Annotated in this window: 23 protein-coding genes; 8 read left to right on the top strand and 15 right to left on the bottom strand. The window is 61.6% G+C overall.

Annotated elements, in window-relative coordinates:
* Nucleotides 1-94 precede the first annotated feature (94 nt).
* The 6 genes from ACFOZ5_RS02205 to ACFOZ5_RS02180 all read left to right on the top strand — a co-directional run bounded on the left by ACFOZ5_RS02205 (nucleotide 95) and on the right by ACFOZ5_RS02180 (nucleotide 5,711).
* Nucleotides 95-994 carry a branched-chain amino acid ABC transporter permease gene (locus ACFOZ5_RS02205; RefSeq protein WP_379885100.1) on the top strand — a complete coding sequence of 300 codons (900 nt, stop codon included), beginning with the start codon at nucleotides 95-97 and terminating at the stop codon, nucleotides 992-994.
* Nucleotides 994-1,935 carry a branched-chain amino acid ABC transporter permease gene (locus tag ACFOZ5_RS02200; RefSeq protein ID WP_379885099.1) on the top strand — a complete coding sequence of 314 codons (942 nt, stop codon included), beginning with the start codon at nucleotides 994-996 and terminating at the stop codon, nucleotides 1,933-1,935. Before ACFOZ5_RS02205 ends, ACFOZ5_RS02200 begins: the two co-directional genes overlap by 1 nt.
* Nucleotides 1,932-2,708, top strand: coding sequence for an ABC transporter ATP-binding protein (locus ACFOZ5_RS02195; protein ID WP_379885098.1), 777 nt, complete (start codon nucleotides 1,932-1,934; stop codon nucleotides 2,706-2,708). Before ACFOZ5_RS02200 ends, ACFOZ5_RS02195 begins: the two co-directional genes overlap by 4 nt.
* Before the next feature lies 1 nt (nucleotide 2,709).
* Nucleotides 2,710-3,396, top strand: coding sequence for an ATP-binding cassette domain-containing protein (locus ACFOZ5_RS02190; protein WP_379885097.1), 687 nt, complete (start codon nucleotides 2,710-2,712; stop codon nucleotides 3,394-3,396).
* 24 nt (nucleotides 3,397-3,420) lie between these two features.
* Nucleotides 3,421-4,551: a zinc-dependent alcohol dehydrogenase family protein gene (locus ACFOZ5_RS02185; protein WP_379885095.1), complete on the top strand. Its 1,131-nt coding sequence runs from the start codon at nucleotides 3,421-3,423 to the stop codon at nucleotides 4,549-4,551.
* Between the two features lie 122 nt (nucleotides 4,552-4,673).
* Nucleotides 4,674-5,711 (top strand): cyclase family protein, encoded by a 1,038-nt coding sequence (locus ACFOZ5_RS02180; protein WP_379885094.1) that lies wholly within the window; start codon nucleotides 4,674-4,676, stop codon nucleotides 5,709-5,711.
* Nucleotides 5,712-5,777: 66 nt separating this feature from the next.
* Here ACFOZ5_RS02180 and ACFOZ5_RS02175 read toward each other — a convergent pair whose 3' ends face one another.
* The 10 genes from ACFOZ5_RS02175 to ACFOZ5_RS02130 form a co-directional block, all read right to left on the bottom strand.
* Complete coding sequence (locus ACFOZ5_RS02175) at nucleotides 5,778-6,071, bottom strand: hypothetical protein (protein WP_379885093.1); 294 nt, start codon at nucleotides 6,069-6,071, stop codon at nucleotides 5,778-5,780.
* A gap of 196 nt (nucleotides 6,072-6,267) precedes the next feature.
* Nucleotides 6,268-6,621, bottom strand: coding sequence for a DUF1428 domain-containing protein (locus ACFOZ5_RS02170; RefSeq protein WP_379885091.1), 354 nt, complete (start codon nucleotides 6,619-6,621; stop codon nucleotides 6,268-6,270).
* Nucleotides 6,621-6,995 (bottom strand): YciI family protein, encoded by a 375-nt coding sequence (locus tag ACFOZ5_RS02165; protein ID WP_379885090.1) that lies wholly within the window; start codon nucleotides 6,993-6,995, stop codon nucleotides 6,621-6,623. The genes ACFOZ5_RS02170 and ACFOZ5_RS02165 overlap by 1 nt, the downstream gene beginning before the upstream one ends.
* Nucleotides 6,992-7,837 carry a YciI family protein gene (locus tag ACFOZ5_RS02160; RefSeq protein ID WP_379885089.1) on the bottom strand — a complete coding sequence of 282 codons (846 nt, stop codon included), beginning with the start codon at nucleotides 7,835-7,837 and terminating at the stop codon, nucleotides 6,992-6,994. Before ACFOZ5_RS02160 ends, ACFOZ5_RS02165 begins: the two co-directional genes overlap by 4 nt.
* 131 nt (nucleotides 7,838-7,968) lie before the next feature.
* Nucleotides 7,969-9,195, bottom strand: coding sequence for an RNA polymerase sigma factor (locus ACFOZ5_RS02155; protein WP_379885088.1), 1,227 nt, complete (start codon nucleotides 9,193-9,195; stop codon nucleotides 7,969-7,971).
* A gap of 94 nt (nucleotides 9,196-9,289) precedes the next feature.
* Nucleotides 9,290-10,504 carry an MFS transporter gene (locus tag ACFOZ5_RS02150; protein ID WP_379885087.1) on the bottom strand — a complete coding sequence of 405 codons (1,215 nt, stop codon included), beginning with the start codon at nucleotides 10,502-10,504 and terminating at the stop codon, nucleotides 9,290-9,292.
* An 88-nt stretch (nucleotides 10,505-10,592) separates the two neighbouring features.
* Entirely contained in the window at nucleotides 10,593-11,123 is a 531-nt protein-coding gene (locus ACFOZ5_RS02145) for an Mpo1 family 2-hydroxy fatty acid dioxygenase (RefSeq protein ID WP_379885086.1), read from the bottom strand.
* Between the two features lie 131 nt (nucleotides 11,124-11,254).
* Entirely contained in the window at nucleotides 11,255-11,602 is a 348-nt protein-coding gene (locus ACFOZ5_RS02140) for a YdbL family protein (RefSeq protein WP_379885085.1), read from the bottom strand.
* Nucleotides 11,603-11,631: 29 nt separating this feature from the next.
* On the bottom strand, nucleotides 11,632-11,829 hold the full coding sequence (locus ACFOZ5_RS02135) for a YnbE family lipoprotein (RefSeq protein WP_379885084.1): 198 nt from the start codon (nucleotides 11,827-11,829) through the stop codon (nucleotides 11,632-11,634).
* Between the two features lie 63 nt (nucleotides 11,830-11,892).
* On the bottom strand, nucleotides 11,893-14,100 hold the full coding sequence (locus ACFOZ5_RS02130) for an intermembrane phospholipid transport protein YdbH family protein (protein ID WP_379885083.1): 2,208 nt from the start codon (nucleotides 14,098-14,100) through the stop codon (nucleotides 11,893-11,895).
* A 126-nt stretch (nucleotides 14,101-14,226) separates the two neighbouring features.
* Here ACFOZ5_RS02130 and ACFOZ5_RS02125 point away from each other — a divergent pair, with 126 nt between their 5' ends.
* Nucleotides 14,227-14,634, top strand: coding sequence for an NINE protein (locus tag ACFOZ5_RS02125; protein ID WP_379885082.1), 408 nt, complete (start codon nucleotides 14,227-14,229; stop codon nucleotides 14,632-14,634).
* 12 nt (nucleotides 14,635-14,646) lie between these two features.
* Here ACFOZ5_RS02125 and ACFOZ5_RS02120 read toward each other — a convergent pair whose 3' ends face one another.
* The gene (locus ACFOZ5_RS02120; RefSeq protein ID WP_379885081.1) at nucleotides 14,647-16,533 is read right to left on the bottom strand and encodes a DUF3857 domain-containing protein; all 1,887 of its coding nucleotides are present in this window, start codon (nucleotides 16,531-16,533) and stop codon (nucleotides 14,647-14,649) included.
* Entirely contained in the window at nucleotides 16,530-17,630 is a 1,101-nt protein-coding gene (locus ACFOZ5_RS02115) for a DUF4234 domain-containing protein (protein ID WP_379885080.1), read from the bottom strand. Before ACFOZ5_RS02115 ends, ACFOZ5_RS02120 begins: the two co-directional genes overlap by 4 nt.
* 413 nt (nucleotides 17,631-18,043) lie before the next feature.
* Here ACFOZ5_RS02115 and ACFOZ5_RS02110 point away from each other — a divergent pair, with 413 nt between their 5' ends.
* Nucleotides 18,044-18,586, top strand: coding sequence for a fasciclin domain-containing protein (locus ACFOZ5_RS02110; protein WP_379885079.1), 543 nt, complete (start codon nucleotides 18,044-18,046; stop codon nucleotides 18,584-18,586).
* A 116-nt stretch (nucleotides 18,587-18,702) separates the two neighbouring features.
* On the opposite strand, the gene ACFOZ5_RS02105 is transcribed toward ACFOZ5_RS02110, so the two are convergent.
* From ACFOZ5_RS02105 to ACFOZ5_RS02095, 3 genes are all read right to left on the bottom strand, one after another.
* A complete protein-coding gene (locus ACFOZ5_RS02105; protein ID WP_379885078.1) occupies nucleotides 18,703-19,644 on the bottom strand; it encodes a glutathione S-transferase family protein in 942 nt (313 codons plus the stop codon).
* Nucleotides 19,645-19,758: 114 nt separating this feature from the next.
* Nucleotides 19,759-20,319 carry an LOG family protein gene (locus ACFOZ5_RS02100; RefSeq protein WP_379885077.1) on the bottom strand — a complete coding sequence of 187 codons (561 nt, stop codon included), beginning with the start codon at nucleotides 20,317-20,319 and terminating at the stop codon, nucleotides 19,759-19,761.
* A 53-nt stretch (nucleotides 20,320-20,372) separates the two neighbouring features.
* Nucleotides 20,373-21,869, bottom strand: coding sequence for an aminotransferase-like domain-containing protein (locus ACFOZ5_RS02095; RefSeq protein ID WP_379885076.1), 1,497 nt, complete (start codon nucleotides 21,867-21,869; stop codon nucleotides 20,373-20,375).
* Between the last annotated feature and the right edge of the window lie 169 nt (nucleotides 21,870-22,038).

Raw genomic sequence — 22,038 nt, 5'->3', positions numbered from 1 at the left:
CATCCACCGACCTGACCGCCACTGGTCCCGAGTGCCTGTCAGACAGACAGGCGCCCGGGGCCAGCGGCGCATACCAACATGGGAGAAGTAACCGATGTTAACGGTCTGGGCGATCCTGATTGACGGGTTCATCTACGCCTCATGGCTGTTCCTGGTGGCAGCGGGGCTTACCGTCATCTACGGCGTGATGAGAATCCTGAACATGGCCCATGGCAGTCTCTATGCCCTGGGCGCCTACGCGGCTGCCTCGGCCCTCGGCTGGTATTACAGTGGTGGCGGTGAGCAGTTGTGGGTGGCGTTTGCCATTATCGCGGTTTCCGCCGTACTGATTGGCGCCGTCACCGGCCTGGTCATCGAGCGGGGCCTGCTGCGGCTGATGTACGGCCGCGACGAGATCCTGATGCTGATCATTACCTTCGCGGTGCTGCTGATCCTCGAGGACGTGATGAAGCTGGTCTGGGGTACCACGCCCTACTTTGCCTGGCAGCCCTATGCCGCCATGGGCCGGATCAGTATCGACGTGCTCACGGTGTCCCTGTACGACATTATGGTGCTGGTGGTGTCGGTGGTCATTGGCGTGGGCCTGTGGTTCTGGCTGGAGCGCACCAACACCGGCAAGATCCTGCGCTCGATCATCCATGACCGGGAGGTATCCGAAGCCATGGGCGTGAACGTGCGCCGTATGTTCACCATCACCTTCATGGTAGGCGCGACCCTCGGCGCCATTGCCGGCGGCGTCACCGCACCGATCATTTCGGTGGTGCCCGGCATCGGCATTGAAGTCATCGTACTGGCCTTTGCCGTGGTGGTCACCGGCGGACTGGGCAGCATCACCGGGGCGGCCATCGGCGCGGTGATTGTGGGACTGGCCCGGGCCACGTCCGTACACACCATGCCCGAGCTTGAGCTGTTCATCATCTACGCGGTCATGGCCGCGGTGCTGGTCTTCCGTCCCCATGGCCTCTTTGGCCAGGCTGTTGCGAGGAAAATCTGATGAAGCTGGAAAGAACCGAGCTGTCCCTGATCGGCGTTGCCATCGCCATCGCTGTTCTTGCCCAGTTCAGTCCCAACTGGCTGGTATTCACCCTGACCCTGGCCATTTCCACCGCCCTGGTGGTGATGGGCGTAGTGTTGCTGATGCGGGCCGGGCTGGTGTCCTTCGGACAGGGCCTGTTCTATTGCCTGGGCGGCTATGCCGTGGGCCTGGGCGGGCGCTTTCTGGGCATCACCGATGCGCTGGCACTGATCGGCCTGGGTGTGGTGGTCACGGTGGTGGTGGCCATGATCCTGGGGTTGCTGATGACCCGCTACCGGGAGATCTTCTTTGCCATGCTGTCGCTGGCCTTCTCCATGATCCTGTACGGCATCCTGGTCAAAAGCCACGGCCTGGGCAGCACCGACGGCTTCGGGGTGACCGACTGGACCCTGCTGGGTTTCACCCCGGGAGATGGTCAGGCCACCACCACCGCCCTGATGCTCGCCCTGGTGCTGGCCCTGGCCATCGCCCTGTTCCTCAACCGGTACTTCCGGTCCAGCATCGGGCTGGCCTGTGAGGCCATTCGCGAGAATGAGGTGCGGGTGGAGTACATGGGCATTTCCCATCGCAAGGTGCTGTACATCAACTATGTGCTGGCTGCGGCCGTGGGCTCTGTCGGTGGTTCCATGACCGCACTGGCCGCCGGCCACGTGGACCCGACCATGGCCTACTGGACCATCTCCGGGGAATTCGTGTTCATCGCCATTCTTGGCGGCACCGGGCATGTGGCCGCGCCCTTCATTGCCGCCCTGATCTTCACCCTGGTACGTACCTACGCGGTGGAGCTGGCGCCCAACGCCTGGCAGATGATCCTGGGCACCGTGCTGCTGCTGATCATCCTGTTCCTGCCGAAGGGCATCTGGAGTCTGTTCACCCGCAGAAAGGGGGCTGCTTCATGACCGAAATACTCCGGACTGAAAGCCTGTCCCGTTATTTCGGGGCCGTCACCGCCGCTGAAGACATCAATGTCACCATCTCCGAAGGCGAGATTGTCGGGGTCATCGGCTCCAATGGCGCTGGCAAGACCACCTTCATCAACATGGTCACCGGCTACCTGCCGCCCTCCAGCGGCACCATCGCCTTTGACGGCGCACCAATCAGGAAGCTGGGGCCGCGTAAACTGATGCGCAAGGGCCTGACCCGGTCGTTCCAGATCCCCCAGCTGTTCCTGGAACTGCCGGTCATCGACAACCTGGCCATTGCACTGTCGGCTGCCGAGAACCGGCAGTTCCAGATGATCCGTCCGGTGCGTACACCTGAACGCATCAAGGCCGCTGAAGATATCCTGCAACAGATGAATATCAGCGACTACCGGGACGACATGGTCACCGCCATGCCCCAGGGGGCCCGCAAGCTGCTGGATATCGCCATTGCCATGCTCGGCAACCCGCGCATGTTGTTGCTGGACGAACCTACCAGTGGCGTCAGCATGGAGGAGAAATACACCCTGATGGACACCGTGATGGAAGCGGTCCGCCAGCGGGGCCTGACCGTACTCTTCGTGGAACACGATATGGAGATCGTCCAGCGTTATGTGACCCGGGTGCTGGCCTTCGCCAGTGGCGTGGTGATCAAGGACGGTCCGGTGGAGGAGGTACTGGCCGATGCCAAGGTGCAGGAGCTGGTCACCGGTAAGCAGCACAGGACACCAGAAAAGGAGGGAGATAGCTGACATGAGCCTGGAAATCGCCAACCTCGATGTGTCGATCGACGGCATCGGCATCCTCAGGGATGTGAACCTGACCATCCCCACCGGCGAAATGGCTGGCCTGATCGGCCACAACGGCGCCGGCAAGACCACCCTGATCCGGGCCATGATGGGGCTCCTGCCGGCGGATCGTGGCAGCATCAGTTTCAAGGGCCGGGACATCACCCGCCAGCCTGCCTACAAGCGGGCCGATATGCGTATCAGCTACATGCCTGAGGACCGGCGCCTGATTCCTGAGCTCACGGTCACCGAGAACATGCTGATGCCGGCCTGGGCCAACAACATCCACGATGGCGAGCAACGACTGAAATGGGTATACGAACTGATGCCCGAAATCGCCGACTTCGGCCAGCGCAAGGCCCTGCAGTTGTCCGGCGGCCAGCAGAAGCTGGTAGCCCTGGGCCGGGCGCTGATTCCGGGCCGGGAGATGATCCTGCTGGATGAACCCTTCGAGGGTGTCGCGCCGGTGCTGGCCAAGCGCCTGTCTTCGGTTATCGCTGACCTGCGGGGCGAAGGCCTGACGGTGCTGATTGCCGAGTCCGATGACAGCCATTCCGCCGATCTGGTGGATTCCACCTGGCGCATCGAACGGGGAGAAGTTTCACAGGGGCGCAGGGATAGTTCAGAATCATCGGGACTGACCGACTACTGAGCGATCTGACAAAGGAGACCCATCATGAAAATCCGAGCCGCTGTATTGCAGGCCATCGGTGCTGAACGACCCTACGGCCAGACCCGGCCGCTGGTGATCGAGGAGCTGGAGCTGGATCCGCCCGGGGATAACGAGGTGCTGGTGGAGATCAAGGCCGCCGGCCTGTGCCATTCCGACCTGTCGGTGATCGACGGTAACCGCCCGCGACCGGTGCCCATGGCCCTTGGTCATGAAGCCGCCGGCATTGTGAAAGAGGTGGGCAACGGCGTGCGCGACCTGAAGCCAGGCGACCATGTGGTGGCCGTTTTCGTGCCCAGCTGCGGTCACTGTGAACCCTGTGCCGAAGGTCGCCCGGCCCTGTGCGAGCCTGCCGCAAAAACCAACAACGCCGGCACCCTGGTTAGCGGTGAACACCGCCTGCACCGGGCCGACGGCACGGCCATCAATCACCATCTGGGCGTATCCGCCTTTGCCGACCACGCGGTGGTGTCCCGGGATTCCCTGGTGAAGGTGGATCCGGACATGCCCCTGCATCATGCGGCCCTGTTTGGCTGCGCGGTGCTGACCGGGGTCGGGGCCTCCATCAATTCCGCCGACATCAAGGCCGGCCAGACCGTCGCCGTAATCGGTCTCGGGGGCGTCGGCCTCAACAGTGTGCTGGGCGCGCTGGTGGCCGGTGCCGGTGAGGTAATTGCCATCGACCTGGACGACAGCAAGCTGGCCCTGGCGAAGGAGCTGGGCGCCACCCATACCTTCAATTCCGGCGAAGAGGGCTGCGTCGACAAGATCAAGGCCCTGACCAACGGCGGGGTCAACTGCGCCATCGAAATGGCTGGCTCCGAGAAAGCCCTGGAGTTCGCCTATCAGATTACCCGCCGTGGCGGCACCACGGTCACCGGTGGTCTGGCCCATCCGGAAAAGAAGGTGGCCATCCAGCAGGTCAGCCTGGTTGCCGAGGAACGTACCCTCAAGGGCAGCTACGTGGGCAGCTGCGTGCCGGTCAGGGATGTGGCCCGCTACGTCAGCCTGTTCCGCCAAGGCAAACTGCCGGTGGACAAGTTACTGACCGACACCCTGACCCTGGACCAGATCAACGAAGGCTTTGAGAAGCTGGCCGCCGGCAAGGCGGTGCGGCAGGTCATTCTGTTTGACTGAAATACCGTAGATAAGAACTACACTTACGCCAGAATTCTTCTCCCTTGCAACACCCACCGGAGGCACTTGCGTGTCACCGGTGGCCGATCACAACAAAAACCAACGCAACAAGGAGAACCACCATGCCATTCCAACCCTCAATCCTGGCCCTGTGCACCGGGGCTCTGTTCGCTGGCGCCTCCGCCATGGCGATGGCTCAGCAGACACCCATGGAAACCCTGCAGAGCGATGCCCCTACCAACTGGGGCAAATGGGGTGACGACGATCAGGTCGGTGCCCTCAACTATCTTGGTGACGCCGAGGTGAAGCAGGGCGCCGCCGCCATCCAGAGCGGCAAAACCTTCACCCTGCAGATCCCGATGACTTCCGGCTCCGGCCCGGTGTTCCCCGGACGCGTACCGACGCAGCACTTCATGGCCACGGACGCGGGCGTCTACATGGCCGGCAAGGCAGAGCCTGCGCCCGGCGGCATGAAGTACTCCGACGACGTCGCCTTCATGTACCTGCAGGGCACCACCCATGTGGATGGCCTGGCCCACGCCTGGTACGGCGACCAGATCTATGGCGGCAAGAGTGAGAAGACCTCCGTGCATGGCCATACCCATGCCGATGTGGGCGAGATCGGCGAGAAAGGCATTGTCGGTCGCGCCGTACTGCTCGACGTCGGCCGCCACATGGGCAGCGACGACCTGCACCGCCTGCCCACCAATACCTGCATCAACCTGGAAGACCTGGAAGCCACCGCCGAGGCCCAGGGCACCACCATCAACAAGCGGGACATCCTGGTGATCCGCACCGGCTCTATTGCCCGGTTCTGGGAAGAGGAACCGGATGAGCAGTGGAACGCCATGAACGAACCCGGCCTGTGCCACAGTCAGGAACTGCTGAGCTGGCTGGACCGCATGGAGACTCCGATGATTGCCACCGACAACATCGCGGTGGAGAAGGTGGTTCAGGAAATCGACGGCCAGCAGTACATCATCCCGCTGCATGGCGCGCTGATGCGGGACATGGGTGTGGTGCTGTCGGAAATCTGGTGGCTGGATGACCTGGCCGCGGACAGCGCCGAAGACGGTCAGTACAGCTTCCTGCTGGTGGCCGCACCGCTGAAGGTGGAGCAGGGCACGGGCTCTCCCGTAAACCCCGTCGCCATCAAGTAGTCAGGGACGCCGGGCTCCTGCCGAGGCTGCCCGGCGTCAGGACCACCTCCCGGAAGGCGAACGTCATCAGTCTTCCAATTCCTCACCGGCGTCATCCCCGGCAGCTTCCGGATTGTTGTATTCCTTCAGGCTCTCCTGTGGGTTTTCCGGCCGGGCTGGCTTCCGGTCCTGCCGCGGATGCTCCTTGACCCGCTCCTCATCCATCGGCACCGGGTCATTTACCTGGTCTGCCTGTTCCGTGGGGGACGGGTCCGGCTGGTTATCTCCCATCGGGCGGATGGCCTGTCCTTCCGGCGTCGCCCATGCCGCGGACGTAACCAGAAGCATGGCGGCGATGGCTGCGGGGTATGACTTGTTCATGTCCTGCCTCCTTACAAGGGTATGTTCCTTTAGCTTGGGGTAAACGCCCGAAAAATAAAGTCCGCAAGATTACCAACAGGTTGCCATTGGCTCTTGTCATACCGCTTCCGGGCTTTTCCGCCAACAAACATCGACCTCTGAAAAAGCACGCAACCAGCCAGGCCCGCCCTGACGAACAGACCGGGCCTGTTATCCGCTACTGCCGTACCACCGTCTCGAAGCCACCGTAGATCAGCCGTTTGCCATCAAATGGCATGGGGTTGGTGTCCGGGTGCATGCGGGGGTCTTCCATGACCTGCTGCATGCCACGATCCCGGGTGGCCTTGTCGGGCCAGACAATCCATGAGAACACTACGGTTTCCTCCGGCTGGCACTTCACCGCCATGGGGAATGAGGTGACCTCTCCGTCCGGCACCTCGTCACCCCAGCATTCCACGAATTCCGTGGCGCCGTATTCCCGAAACACCACCCCGGCATCGCTGGCATGGCGAATATACCGGTCACGGTTGGCTGTAGGTACGGCCGCTACAAACCCGTCTATATAGCTCATCACGTTGTCTCCTGTTGATCCTTTGGTGGCAGTTCCCGAACGGGCCGGACCTCGATACTGCCCAGGCGCGCCGGTGGTATATGGCTGGCCAGTTGCAGGGCCTCATTAAGGTCACGGGCCTCCAGCAGATAGAAACCGGCCAGCTGTTCCTTGGTTTCCGCGAAGGGGCCGTCTGACAGCAGTACCTCGCCATCCCGGACCCGTACAGTGGTGGCGGTTTCCACCGGCTGCAGGGCCTGTCCTGCCAGGTAGTGTTCACCCTCCGTGAGCTTCTCGACACAACCAAGGCATTCCTGGTTCAGGTCATGCCAGGCCTGTTCGGTCATGTCGTTTATAGTGCCTTCCTGGTAGTACACCAGGGCTACGTATTTCATGGGCTGTCCTCCTGATCTGCCGGTTTTTCAACATTGATCATCCATCCGATGCCATAGCGGTCCTCCACCATGCCAAAGGCTTTGGCCCAGAAGGTCTCCTCGAAGGGCATATGGATGGTGCCGCCTGCGGACAGTTGCCGGAACACCTGCTCAGCATGGGCGATATCGTCATATTCGAGCTGTACGCGGGCGCCGGTGGGTGGCGTATAACACTCGGCATTCATATCGCACCCCATGATCCGGTGACCCCGGATTCTGATCACGCTGTGGGCGATCCGGTCCCGGGTCGCTTCCGGTACGTCATCCGCCATGGGCGTTTCAGAGAAGGGAATCATCAGCTCCTCTTCCCCGCCGAGCAGATCGGCATAGAACGCCATCGCCTCCCGGCACTGCCCTTCGAACACCAGATGAGTATTGACCTGCCGGGGTTGCCGCGCCAGCCGTTCGCCCAACTGCCGGTGCCGCTCCACCCCCGGGCCGGGCTCGAAGTCCGCCAGTTCGCAGAAACGGCGCAGTTCCAGGCGGGCATTGCCATCCCCGTCCATGGTCGGCCATTGCCGGGCCCACTGCAGGGCTTCTTCCGGTGAATCCACGTCCAACACCGAGAAGCCGGCTATCAAGGCATCCGGTTCCGCCAGCGGCCCTTCGACAATCTCCGGTTCACCCTGGTGGAAGTTGATGCGATACCCGTCCCGGCTGGGCCGCAATCCCTCACCGAATACAAAGACACCATCCGAAGCCATTCGCTCGTTGTAGCTGGCCATTTCCTGAAGCATGGCGTCGGATGGCAGCCTGCCCTGCTCGGTATCCGCATCCGCGCGCCTGATCAACATGAATTTCATGAAAGCTCCTCCCTGTCATTGTCACTTGATAACGCCGAACCGGACCGCGACATAGGCTGAGGTCCCATGGTGCCCGGATATCAACAGGTCGGTTGGGAGGGTCGAATTTCGACAGGGAACGAATGTTTCTTTCAGGAGGCGTCGAGTTCATCCAGGCGTTTCTGCAGGTAACGACGCTCCGGCTGCTGGCGGGCCAGGGTCAGCGCCCGTTGATAGGCGGCTCGCGCCCTGTCGGTTTCATCATTGCGCCTTAACAGGTCGGCCCGGGCGGCGTGGTACAGATGGTAGCCCTGCAAGGCTTTGTCACTGGCCAGCTCGTCGAGAAGTTCCAGGCCCCGGGCCGCGGAATCCCGCATGGCGATAGCCACAGCCCGGTTCAGGGCCACCACCGGTGTCGGCCACTGCTGGTAGAGCAGGCCATACAGGGCCGCGATATCATCCCAGTCAGTCTGGTCCGGATCGGTGGACTCGGTGTGGGCTGCGGCAATAGCCGCCTGCAGTGTGTAGGGTCCCGGACCGGGATGGGCCATGGCCCGCAACAGCCACTGCCGGCCCTGTTCAATCTGATCCCGGTTCCACAGGCTCCGGTCCTGCTCGTCCAGCGGAACCAGGTCTCCATTCGCATCCTGGCGGGCGTCACGTCGGGCATCGTGCAACAGCACAAGGGCCAGCAAACCGAACACCTCCGGCCGGGGCAGCAACTGCGACAATAGCGCCGCCAGCCGGATAGCCTCGCTCGAGAGGCTGACATCCACCACCGTGTGTCCATCGCTGGCGTTATAGCCTTCATTGAACATCAGGTAGATAACCCGCAGCACCGGCGACAGCCGCTCAGGCAGGTGCCGCTCCTCCGGTACTTCGTAGGGAATTCCGGCTTCCCGTATCTTGCGCTTGGCCCGCACGATACGCTGGGCGACAGTGGCGGGCTTCTGCAACAGGCCGCTGGCCACCTGTTCGGTGGTCAGTCCGCACATTTCCCGCAGGGTCAGGGCCAGCTGGGCTTGCAGTCCCAGTGACGGGTGGCAACAGGTGAAAATCAGCCGTAACAGGTCATCCTGATAGACATCTGCCTCGGGGGCGGCCGTATCTTCCATGCCCTGCACGAGATGATGGCTGTAATGGCGGGCGGTCTGTAAACGCCGGATATGGTCAATAGCCTTGTGGTGCCCGGTTCGCACCAGCCAGGCGACCGGGTTGTCGGGAGTTCCCTGCTCCGGCCACTGGCTGAGGGCGGCCGCAAAGGCTTCCTGCAGGCATTCCTCGGCCAACTCGAAATCTCCCACCAGCCGGATCAGGCTGGCCAGTACCTGCCGGGAGTGTTGTTGATACACGCGGTCCAGTTCCAAGATAGCCCCCATCCCTTAACGGTTGGCCCATCCTGATTCTGATTTCTTCGATCGCCTTTGTCCCGTGAATTCACGCACGAATCGGACATTTACCAGCGCCCAGTCGTCAGTCCGACTCACCCACGGCCCATCCCCTGGGAAAACGGCGGATTCTCAGGGTCAGGTAGACACCGACAACCAGCACCACAAAGGTGAACCCGAACGCCACCCGGAAGCCGCCGCCCATCTCGATCAGCCAGCCCGCCACTGCGGGGCCGATCAGCTGGCCGGTAGCGAAGAATACGGTGACAAAACTGAAGGCAATGGGGATATAGCGGGGCGCCACCTGGTCCGTGGCACTGGCCTGGATCAGCGCAAACATGCCGTTCACCGACAGCCCCATGATCAGGAAGTGAAGGAAGAAGACCAGCAGAGACTGATCCAGCAACGGCAGTCCCATAGCCAGGGTAACCAGGGCCATGGCACTGGACAACGAATTACCCCGACCCCAGTGGTCCGACAGCCAGCCCCACAGCGGTCCCGCCGCAATGGAAAGCAACCCCATAAGGGCCATGAACGCCCCGGCAGTGGCCTCACTGTGGCCCTCTTCCACCATGAAGCTCACCATGAAGATAGCCTGCACGATGTAGGTTACCCCGATAATGCCGTACACCGTAGCCACCGTCACCACCCGACCATTGCGGTAAATCAGCCACTTGTCATCGGAAGGCGGCTTCTCGGCGGACCCTGTGGCCAGTCGGGGTGGGTCCTTGGCAAACACTGTGATCAGCACCGCCACCACCAAGGCCACGGCACAGAAAATGCCCCAGCTGACCCGCCAGCCGTCGTCGCCGAACAGGCGGGTCATCCAGGGTACCAGCGCGCCCACCAGCAGCATCCCCAGCCCCACGCCGCTGGTCATCAGGCCGATCACCAGGCCCCGCTTTTCCGGGTACCAGGTGGCCAGCAGTGACACCATGGGCGCAAAGCTGAAGGCCGTGCCGAAGCCCAATAACGCCATCAGGGCCAGCAACAGCCAGAAATCAGAAGCCATGGTCAGGCCGGCAAACCCCACCGCCACGGTCACCAACCCGAACACAATGGTCAGCCGCGCCCCGAAGCGTGCGGCGGCAATACCCCCCGCCAGCACAAACCCCAGGTAGCCAAGGGCGGTAATAGTGCCAAGCACCCCAGCCTGCTGGTAGCTCAGCCCCAGGTCAGCACGCATGGGCGGTAATATCAGACCATAGGCCATACGGGCAAAGGCAATAACCACCAGACTGGTGAGCAGGCCACAGGTCACCATGATCAGCAGGTTGGGGCGTTCCTGGGTCGGAGACATCGTTACTTCCAATTCAATATGGGGAACCTGAGCCCCACCACCAGTGATGGGGCGCCGGGAGGATCAGGGACGGTAGCAGCCGTATAAGCTAGTGGCTGGCAGCAGACCTGTCATGCCCGTTATGCACCGGGCCGACACGACGGTCGATTTCCTGTTCCAGCGACTTGCAGAGGCCGAAACCAAAGGCCGCCTCGGCCACCACGAACAGGGGGCCGATCAGCAGGCCCACGATATCGTCCACGAAGGCGGGTTTGCGGCCTTCATAGTAATGGCCGATAAACTGCGCCACCCAGCCCACCACGAACAGGCCAATGCCCCAGGCCAGCCAGGCGGTGGTCGACAACGCGGCCACCTGCATGCCCACCCATACCGCCAGGGCCATAAGGACGGCCATGACCACGCCAAAACGCAGGTCGAGCACCAGGTAGTAGATAACACTGGCGAGGGCGATAAACCAGATGGGGGCCATGATGACACCCGCCACTTCAAAGGCCGGCCGGGACAACAGGATGGCTATCGCCACCACGATCATCGGGATGCCGATGAAGTGGGTAATGATATTGCGTCGGTCACGATGGTAGCTGGCGTAGTTGGCCAGCTGATCCGTTATTGTTTTCATTAGGGGCTCCTGATCAGCAGGCCCGACGGACAGGCTCCGACGGGCACGACCACCTGTAAAGATAGCTGCCTACAGGACTAAATGCCAGAGCTTTGCTCTCCGGCAGCCCCTTCCGGGAAAGCGATGCCCGGCTACTTGCGCACCCAACGGTCGTTTACCTGAATGTACTGTCCCGGGGGGGTCTTCTCGATGGCCTTCTTGCCGGCAACCGCTTCCACCTGGGTTACGGGAATGTCGTGTTTCTCGGCAATACGGGTGTACTCGTCGCGCCGTGCCTGATTGATGGCCTCGACAATGGCCGCCGCGTCGCCGCCGGCCGATACCACGCCCAGATAGCCGGTAGGCATTTCGCCCACCTGCCCCTCGCTCTTGGCGGTGTCCAACCGGCTCTTGGCCTCGTCCAGGGACAGCGCCATGGCCGGCAAGGCAAGCGCCATGGCCATCAGCAGTGCAGTCGCGTATTTAAGCAGTGTCATCATGCAGCTCCTTGAAACCGTGCGTACCAGGCTCAGAACAGACCCTGGTCGGTGAAGAGTTCATCCACTTCGCGGTCCACCTTGACGTAGATCTCGTGCTGGATCTTCACGTTAAGGTTGACGGTGATAGGCTCCTTCGGGGCAGCCATCTGTACGGTTGGGGTACAGGCAGCCGACAGACTGCCCAGCAATACCGCGACAATCGCTACCCCCGCGCGGGTTCTGACCATTGTGACTTCTCCTTGCGTCTTTTGATCCGGTCACCTAGTGTACCGTGCGGTTCATTCGCTGACCTACTGCGTGTCGACATCGTCCTGTTGCAACCGTTCCCGGACCCGTTCGGTGATGGCCTCGTTCACCCGCCCACTCAGCTGCAGGCTGGTAAGCAGTGCCGGTATGTCCTCCTCCAGATTGATATTGAGCACCACCGGGCGGTCGCTGTCCACCCCCGGACTGGAGCCCCTCATTGTCAGGTCCAGCAGCAGCGTACCGTCCTCGGCATAGTGGATGCCACTCTCCAGCAACCGGTAATGAAAGTCCTCCATGGCCTTTGCCACCAGCGCCATGGCCTGATTGGACTGTGCCATGCCGCCAAGCTTGTCCGCCGGCAATTGCAGGCGACCACCCGGTGGCAGCGCGGCGATCCGGCCATCCTCTATGCGCACGCCGCCTGGGCCAATTATAACGGGCAATTGGCCTTCCAGTGTCCCCTTGCCGGCAAGACCCTCCGTGGGATAGAGGTTCATTAACGCCGACAGCTGGACACCACGAACCTCCACCGGAACACGCCAGGACGCTTCACTCATGTTCCACACAGTGTCGCCCGCCACACTGAGGGTGCCTTCGGCGAAGCCCGCCGAGGCGTTGTCCAGATGCAAAGTCCCCTGAGCCGGTGCATCGGTCTCTGCCCGATAACCGGCACCTATACGAATCGGCCCAATGGGCACACCGGGATTGAGCTGCGCCAGTTCGAGGGTATCGGTGGACAGCACCAGCTCACCGTCACGCCAGTGACCCTGCACTGCGCCTGAAAGCGTTTGCCAGGCCATGGTTTCATAGAGCCCCGAGGCACTCTCGAAAACCACATCCGCGGCGATCTCGGGCTGGCCATCCGGCCGCCACCGGACCGTCGCTTCAGCGTTCACCTGACCACTTTCCAGGGTCAGGGTTTCCGGCCAGGCTACCACCGTATCCGCCAGGTGATTGGCCTCGTTGTCTGGCGACAGTTGCATGGAGAGCCGTGCATCCAGCTCGCCCGCCGGTTGCAACCCAACCCGGAACGGCAGGCTTGCACCGGCAGCGTTGGTCAGTTCCCCCTGCGCTGTCAACGACTGCTGCCACCGCACGTCGGCCTCGGCCTGCCAGGCCTGGGTCACCAGGCCGGGATAACGGACCTCTCCGGCAGACAGCGCCACCGGACCGTTTACCTGGAGCTGGCCATCGTTATACCGCACGATCGCCCCCCCAGGTGACAGAGCCACCTGATCCAGCCACATCAGCTGTTCCGATTCGAGTGCGTCCATATGGCGGACCGAGATAACCGCCTCCGGCGAGAGCTTCAGCCGGACCTGAGCCGCGGAAACCGTTCCGCTCAATGGCAGGTCCGCCCGGAGGGTTTCCAGCAACCACCCAGACTGCCGCCACTGATGCAGCGAGGCTGTGAGCCGCCCCTGGCCAATGTCCAGGCGCCAGGGGTCTCCGGTATGCAGTATCACCCGTCCCCTGAACGCCGGCTGTGCGCCCCCCTCCGTGGTCAGCTCGACCCTGATCGGCCACTGCCCGGGTGCCGCTTCTTCACCGGGGGAAAATGTTACGGTGGCCGTGGCGGGGACCAGCCGCCGAATATCCGCCGCCAGGGATGGCGGCAGCCATGGCCGGATACCGCTGACCTGGAGTTCGCCATCGGTGACACTCTGACTGTCGGCGCCCGAGCCAAGGCGAACGTTGCCCTGAATGGCCAGTGTGTTCTGTTCGCGGGTCAGCGTTGCGTCCACCCGGGCGGTCGCAGACTCCGCCTGCCGGTCGAACCGGAGGTGGCCCTGAAAGCGGCATTGCACCCCCTGGCAGGGAAAGGACGCCTGCAGAGTTTCGATTTCAAGGTGACGGGGCAGCCAGAAGGGCATGGTCTCCGGCAACGTCAGCTCAAAGGCATTACCATCGCCGGAGGGAGGTGGAGGCGAAGAGGGAGCGCCATGAATACTGGCGGTGTGGGTAACTCGCGTCTGGCCGGCCACCAGCTGGTCCAGCTGCCAGTCGAACCAGTCCAGGGTCAGCCGGGGGTTGTCGGTTTCCACCGACAGGGAGCGGCCATCGCCGGTCCACCTCAGGCTCACTGAGCGAAAGGAAACGCGGTTCCAGCCCAGATCGGGGCCGGAAAAGCGCACCTGCTCGATACCAAACTCCGCCAACCTGGCCTGGACCACCGCCCAGCCACCCCAGAGGGCTCCAGCGATAAGCAGCAGGAGGATAAGTAATACGCGCAGACTACGACGGATAGCCAATCACTTTCCCTTCACGATAGTGCCCGGACCGGACACCAGCATAGCGATAGCGGTATTGCCTTGAAAATGGTTTATGGTGAAAGTGGTCTGCAGATACATACACCCACGATGGTCAAAGGAATACGAATGGATATTCAACGAACCGGCAACACCCACAGCGTGGTAATTGGTTACCTGCTCTGGATCTTCGGCTTTCTGGGCTCGCACCGTTTCTACTACGGCAAACCGGTGACCGGCACCATCTGGTTCTTCACGTTGGGGCTGTTCTTTGTCGGCTGGATTATCGACCTGTTCCTGATTCCCGGAATGGACCGGGAAGCCGATATCCGCTACCAGCCGGGGCCCATCGACTACAACATCACCTGGATACTGCTGACGTTCCTGGGGGCCTTCGGTGTCCACCGGATGTACATGGGCAAGTGGATCACCGGCATCGTCTACCTGTGCACCCTGGGGCTGTTCGGGCTTGGCGTAATCTACGACTTCTGGACCCTGAACGAGCAGATTACCCTGAAGAACAGCGAAGGCCTCTGATACGGCTGGCCCTCACCGGAGTTTGCCGGTGAACGCCAGTTTCGCCTCCCGTGCCATCAGTTCCAGCAGCTTTCGCAGCTCGGGCTGCTTCCGGGGCGGTATGGCCTGTCTGGGCACATCCAGCACACTGGTCACCCTGAACCGGTTGCCACCGACTCGCTCCACTTTTCTCGACAGGCTGCCAAAACGGTGCCGGAAGTCCAGTTCCGGGGGGACATCCCGCAGGGCCCAGAGATCGCCCAGGTCAACGTCAAACCGGCTGGTCACCCTGAGGCCCGCGAATTCCGACTCATAGAGTCTGTTCGCCGGATAGACACTCTCCAACTCGGCCTGCAGCCAGGCGTCGTATTCGAAATAATCCAGGTCAACGTCCGTTTCCAGGAACGGCGGATAGTCCACCCGGGAAGACACGGTCAGCCGGGGCGCCAGCGTACTGACCTGGTCAAAGTCAAACTCGGGAGTTACCACGTCAGACACCACAGCGGCATACTGTTTCTCCGCCCATTCGTGACGCTCCCTTGATGTCTTGCCATCCAGTACCGAGCGCAGCGTGCCAGCATAAGCCCCCTGATAGGACCGGACCTGCTGTTCCGACTGACCACCGTTGCTGTGGAAGGTCAGCTCGGTATTGACGTCCAGAGTCCAGCGGTACTCATCACCGGGAATCACCATCGGCTCCGCGCCAGGCCGCAGCGGCAACGCGACCCTGCCCTGGATCCACGCCGGGGTTGTGGTGGCATCGGTATAGGCGTCGGTGGCATCCATGCAGGCAATACCATCCGGCAGATCCCTGCAGATAACCATGTGATCAAAATAGCCCATGGCGGGCACCCGCAGTTGCTCGGGGTCGCGACGGTCGGTGGCCACCAGCACCGGATAGGGCTCGTAACCCAACTCGGTCAACAGGTAGGTGAGCAGTGCAGACTTGTCCTTGCAGTCACCGTAACGCGACTCCAGAACCTCGGCGACGGTATGGGGCGTTATGGTGTTGCCGTATTCGGAGAGCGACACGTAACGGATATCCCGTGCCACAAAGTCGTGTACCCGGGACATTCCCTCTGATGCGGTCGCATCCGGCGGCGCCAGCTGGGCCAGTACAGCCGACGCCCCGGTGACATCGTCACCGGCCCTGGTGAACTCGGTCAGCGCGCGGTTCGCAACATCCTGCCAGGACATGGGAGTGGCAATAACAAGCTGGTCCAGCGTATCCGCCACCAGCATGCCCTCCTCCCACTCTACTGGTGGCAGGTCCCGGCCCTCACAGGTCAGCTCGTTGGCGCCCTGCTGGCAAGAGACCGTGTCGCTGCTGTTGGACCAGACGGGCGCCTCCGAGCCATTCCAGGTCACCGACAGCCCGAACCGCTCCACGGGAAGAAACATTTGCGTGTACCAGGTTTCCATCCAGGGCATTTCCAGGACGGTACGGTCTTCCACCAGTTCATAGTCCAGCAAGGTGACCGAGCCGGCACCAATACCGGGAATGGTCAGCACCGCCTTTCGGGAATCGGTGAAGATGTTGTCCTCCTGAACATTGGTGACACGCAGGGTGTCAGCCTGCATCTGGCGGAGTTCGCCATAACGGTCAATGGAGGCGGCCGTATGAATGGTCAGGGATTGCGAATGCCGGTTGAACGTGACCGAATCGGTGCCGTAATCATGGGCGTCGGCCGTGTCCGGATAGAACCAAACGTCACGGACCCGTTTTCGGACCGAGTCCTCGCTGATGCGAATGCTCACATCCCTGGTCAGCAGGGTCAGCTCTTCCGGCAGGGATTCCCGTGCCTGGATGTCATTGGCGTGATGCCAGAGCAGGTCGGTGTCCGGCTCACCCCACAGGACACTACCGCTGGCGGACAGGCTGGCCAGTAACAGCAGGCCCAGAACGATCCCTCTTTTCATAACACTTCAAACCCTCTCACCATGGCCCGTATCTCCGGCTCCAGCTGACTGAAAGAAAAGCGGGGTATATTCATGTAGCCAAGCATTTCATAGGTGCCGTCGGCGGTTTCCACAACCGTACCGGTCCACAGGGCAGGCTCTGTGGCGCTGGAGCCCCGGCAGGAGTAATGAACGACAACCGACAGCTCCCGGCCGGACAACACCCGGCGTTCGTCACAGGTACTCAGGCTCATATCCTCATGGGCCATGTCCTTGCGCCAGTCCATCACGTCGTCGACCGTGGATTCGGGGAAATGATTGATGGTCATATGGACATAGTCGTGGGGGCCGCGGAATTCGTAGAGCGTGTACTGATCACCAAAAGCACCGGGCACGACCCGACTCCAGTTGTCACCGGTCACCTTGAAACTGACCTCTCCATGATCCCCCAGGAAGGCTGAACCCGGCGCCAGTGTCTCGATTTCCTCTACCAGAAGCGGCTCGACATCCGTCAGGAAGAGAAGCCCAAGCACCAGTGGCACCAGCGGGACCACCAGAACCCATTCGAGCACCGAGTACCCGGCCCGATGTTTCTTCAGGGCTACCTCGGTCTCACCCAGGGACCGCTTGATCCGGTTGAAGCGGCTCTCCAGCCAGACACATAACGCGGCCCAGGCCAACAGGCAAAGGGTGGCAAACCAGCCGGGAACCGCCACCCAGTTGAGGGCAATAGTGACAACCGACAGCACCAGCAACAGACCAAGCCATAACCAGGCGATCATCCCCCATGGCGCCAGGCCGCGAGCCTGCTCGACCTCGTCAAGGCGTTTGATCATCTTTGGATAGGCAATGGGCTGGGCCAGGACAACGATGGGGGTGAAGAACCAGAGCCAGGGGGTAAAGGAGTAGCCGCTGAGTTGCCGCAACTCGCGGATCCTCGCCACCATCCAGAACAGTGAGTAGATCCCGAAAGTACAGAAGTGCAGGAGAAAATCGAGTATCAGTGGGCGCGGCGACTTCATGGGGCGGCCCAGGTCAGACCCGGTTGTTGCCGGACCCGGCTCATGAAGGCCAGGGGCCAGATCCAGGGGCTCATTGTCCCGGACATCGGTATGCATCAGCGGTCTTCCTTCCGTGGCTTTTAAATAGCGGCAAACAAACAGAGCCTGAAAAAGATTACCTGTTCGTCATCTTCGCATCCATGCGTTAGCGCAAGATATCAAAACCCGACCCACATTCCCGTCGGCAACACGGGAATCATGAACCTGATCACAGTTTACTGCCGCTCAGGCCAGCCCCTTTCCAGCGCCAGACCAACACCTTGCCAGAACCGGCAGCCGGGACCAGACAATCCGCGATCGGCTACGCGCCCGGGAATGACGCATCGGGTTGATTGGGAAAATTAATTAAGATTCGTCAATCTCATGCATCCAGCGCAAAACCACCGCCGTAGAACTACCCAGCATCGATGCAGAGACAACCCAACGAAAATCACCGGGGCCGACACGGCCCTGCAAGCAAGGAGTTGGATATGACGATTCGCACATTTGCTATTGCACTGATTGCTTCTCTTGGCCTGGCGGCCACCGCACAGGCCGATCACCACAAGGACGGCGGCATGAAAGACAAGCCCACCGTCACTGATATCGTGGTCAATTCCGACCAGCACACCACACTGGAAACCGCCTTGGTCGAAGCCGGATTGGCAGAGACCTTGTCAGGTGAAGGCGAGTTCACGGTATTCGCTCCAACCGACGAGGCCTTCGCAGCGCTGCCTGAAGGAACTCTGGAAACCCTGCTCAAGCCGGAAAACCGGGATCAACTCACCAACATTCTTACCCACCACGTTGTCGAGGGTTATTACCTGACCACATCAACCCTGCTCACAGTTGAGATGGGCGGCACAGAAAAGCCCTCGGTCTTTACGCTGAACGATGAGGAGATTTCGTTCAATAAAACGGGCGATACGATCACTGTTCAGGATGCGCAGGGAAACAAGGTAAACGTCATCATGACTGATATAAAAGCCAGCAACGGCGTCGTTCATGTCATCGACGGCGTACTGATGCCCTGAACCAAAACTACGGTCTCAAATTAATGGGGGGTGACACTCAGGCACCTACCCGGCCCCGCTGCCTTACGGCACCGGGGCTTTTTTTCACGGATAACCTGAGAGCTTCCCGGGGCTGCTTACTGTTTTTCCGGCGACAGCCGGAAACCGTATCGCGGAAAGTGCACGTTCAGCTTGCCCGCCCGCTCATCTTCCCGGCTTACAACGATCCGCTCCGCATCCTGATAGACCAGGGTTCCCGATACCGGATCCACGCCGTAATCCATGGCAGCCACCGACACCGGCTGACCCACTTCGATTCCGTTCCGGTCCTGGAACCCGCTTTCCGGCAGTGATGCCGGCGTACTGGTTCTGGCTATCTCGACGGCTTCTGCCGAGTCCAGATCGGTCGGTTCGCCATGGCCGCATGCCGCCACGGCATCGAGCCAGGCCTGAACCTGCGGGTAGGGATCAAGCATGTCTGCTACAGCCTTGTTGCTGCGCACAAACCACAGGGGGTGGTAGTAGGCGAAATCGGCGATGCACGGCTCTTCACCCAGCAGGAAGGTACCGCTGTCCTCAAGCTGCTGTTCCAGACGGCCCAACAGGGTCGGCCACTGGGACAGGGCCTGGGCCGGATGCAGTGGCGAGGCGCTGCCGCCTTCAAACAGTTTCTTGCGGTCGGCGACAAAGGCCTTCATCACATTTTCCGGCGCACCCTTGAATCGTTCCGCCACGGCATGGGGCTGAAAATTCAAGGCTACCCCGTGCTGGAACATCACCTGATCGGCAAACTGGGCAGCGCTGGCGGCGACGGCGACCCGGCCTTCCGGATACAGGGCCGGCAGCGGCTGGATACGATCCAGCTGGTGGGCGATCATAGCGGTATCACAGAAGATATCGGCGCCAACCTGCATCACGGGCGTCTTGCGATAGCCACCGGTCAGGGCGGTCAGGTCCGGCTTGGGCATGATCGGCGGTATGTCCACCGAACGCCAGGCAAGCCCTTTGAAACCCAGCATCATGCGGGCTTTCTCGGCAAAGGGTGATCCGGCGTAGTGGTGGAGGATAATCTCGCTCATGGGGGCTCCTGTTCATTGGTATTATTTGGTTGCGTAACGAAACCAGCTTAACCGGATAGTCTTACAACTGCCAGCGCCCGGGGGTGTGCCCGACCCGGGGAAACCCCGGCAGGCTCAGGTCCATTTGCTTTGCGGCGGCTGGTAGTTCTGCAGGGCGTTCAGGAGGGCCTGTGGCTCACTTTGCACGACCAGCATCCGGCGGTGGTGGGGTTTCATGAAGCCAGAGTCCGCCATGGAGTCCAGAAACGACAACAACGAGTCGTAGTAGCCAAAGGCGTTGTAGATAGCACAGGGTTTGTCATGGTAACCAAGCTGGGCCCAGGTCCAGGCCTCGAACAGTTCGTCCATGGTCCCGGGGCCTCCGGGCAGGGCCACAAAGGCGTCAGCCTGGGCGGCCATTAACGCCTTGCGTTCATGCATCCCGGAAACCACCTTCAGGTCGGTCAGCCCCGGGTGGGCCAGCTCGCGGTCCCGTAGCGACTCGGGAATCACCCCGAAAACCTGGCCTCCGCCGGAAAGCACGGCGTCGGCCACCTCGCCCATGAGGCCTACCTTGCCGCCGCCAAACACCAGATCTATGCCCTGACTGGCCATATAACCGCCGAGATCCCGCGCACACTGGGCAAACTTCGGATCATTGCCATAGCTGGAGCCACAGAATACTGCAATTTTCATAGCGCTCTCAGGCCTCCCCCCGTCTGAATTGATAGCACCACGCACGCCCGGAATTATCTTGCAGGTGAGGCGCCATTATCAGTCTCGACGGAACAATCGGCAACGGCACCATAACCAGGCAGGGCGGAGTCACGGCTCGGGAAGCCCCTCTCCCGGCGGCCCGCCAGTTCCCCCAGGGTACGGATAGACTCTTCGATCCTGGGTGTCCAGGGGTTGGCAGCATTCAGCCTCAGGCAATTATCAAACTTGCCGGTGGTGGAGAACATGACGCCCGGGGCAATGTTGATGCCCCGCTCCCGCGCCAGTCGGTAGACGGTGGTACCTGAGCAGCCGTCGGGCAGTTGTACCCAGACCACGAAACCGCCACTGGGCCGGCTGACCGCGGTATCTTCCGGAAAATGCCGGGCCACCGCCGAACGCATCCGGGCGACGGATTCCTGATACACCCGCCGGACACCCCGCAGGTGGCGGTCATACCCGCCCTGTTCCAGGAAATGGGCCACGGCCATCTGGGGCAGGCTCGCGGTCGCCAGGTTGGTGAAGTACTTCTGCTGGCGAACCGCCGTGAAATGCCGGCCCGGGGCAATCCAGCCCAGCCGCAGCCCCGGGGAGATGGTCTTGGAGAAGGAGCTGCAATAGATCACGTTGCCGGTGCGATCAAAGCTTCGGGCGGGTCGCGGGCGCTCACCGGAATGGGCCAGATCGCCGTAGATATCGTCCTCGATCAGGGGTATGCCAGCCTCTTCCAGCAGCTCCACCAGCTTGCGCTTGTGATCGTCGGACAGGCGCATGCCCATGGGGTTGCTGTGATTGGTCACCGCCACGCAGGCCTTGATGGGCCATTGCTCCATGGCCAGCTGCAGCCCTTCGAGGCTGAGGCCTTCCGAAGGGTGGGCGGGAATCTCGATCACCTTCAGGCCCACCACTTCCAGTGCCTGCAGGATGCCCGGAAAGGAAGGCGACTCCACCGCCACGATATCCCCGGGCTCGGTAACCGCACGCAGGGCCAGGATAATGGCTTCCTGGGCACCATTGGTGGCCAGGATCTCGTCCGGCGATACCGCCACGCCCAGGGCCGCCATGCGCTGGGCAATCTGGCGGCGAAAGGCGCTCTTGCCGGGAAAGGCATAGTCCAGGGTTTCCAGACCGTGGCGTGCCGCCCAGATCGACGCCTGCTGGATCTGACGGATGGGCAGGTAGTCCGGGTGGGGCACTGCGGTGGCCAACGGAACCATACGACGCTCCTCATCGGAGCACAGGTCCATGGTCATCTCCCGGGCGCTGACCGGTGACGGGCGGGCATCGTGGGTGGACATGGCCGGTTCCGGCGCATCCACCGGCGGCACCCTCACGAAGTAGCCGCTGCGTTCCCGGGGTTCCAGCAGCCCCCGCCCCTCCAGGGTCTGGTGGGCCTGCAGCACTGTCGCAATGCTGACCCCCAGCTGGCGGCTGAGTACGCGAACCCCGGGCAGCCGTTCGCCATCCCGGTAAACGCCGTCGCGGATCAGGGCTTCCACCCGGTCCGCCAACTGATGATAGAGAGTGTCCATAACGCTATCTTTCCACACCCGTGGATCCAGGACGCAGTACAGTTACTGGCCCGAACAACCAGTACAGTCGGGACAGAGCGTCATCCTGTACCGGTTCAAAAGCATATTAGCTGATTCTGTTATGGCGGGCACCGGAGTAGGAGACTGATAGCTCAACAATCGGGAAAGG

It is taken from the genome of Marinobacter lacisalsi (assembly GCF_042651045.1).
GTDB classification, from domain to species: domain Bacteria; phylum Pseudomonadota; class Gammaproteobacteria; order Pseudomonadales; family Oleiphilaceae; genus Marinobacter; species Marinobacter lacisalsi.
The sequence above is the reverse complement of the archived record's forward strand: the minus strand, read 5'-3'. Positions and strand labels throughout refer to the sequence as shown.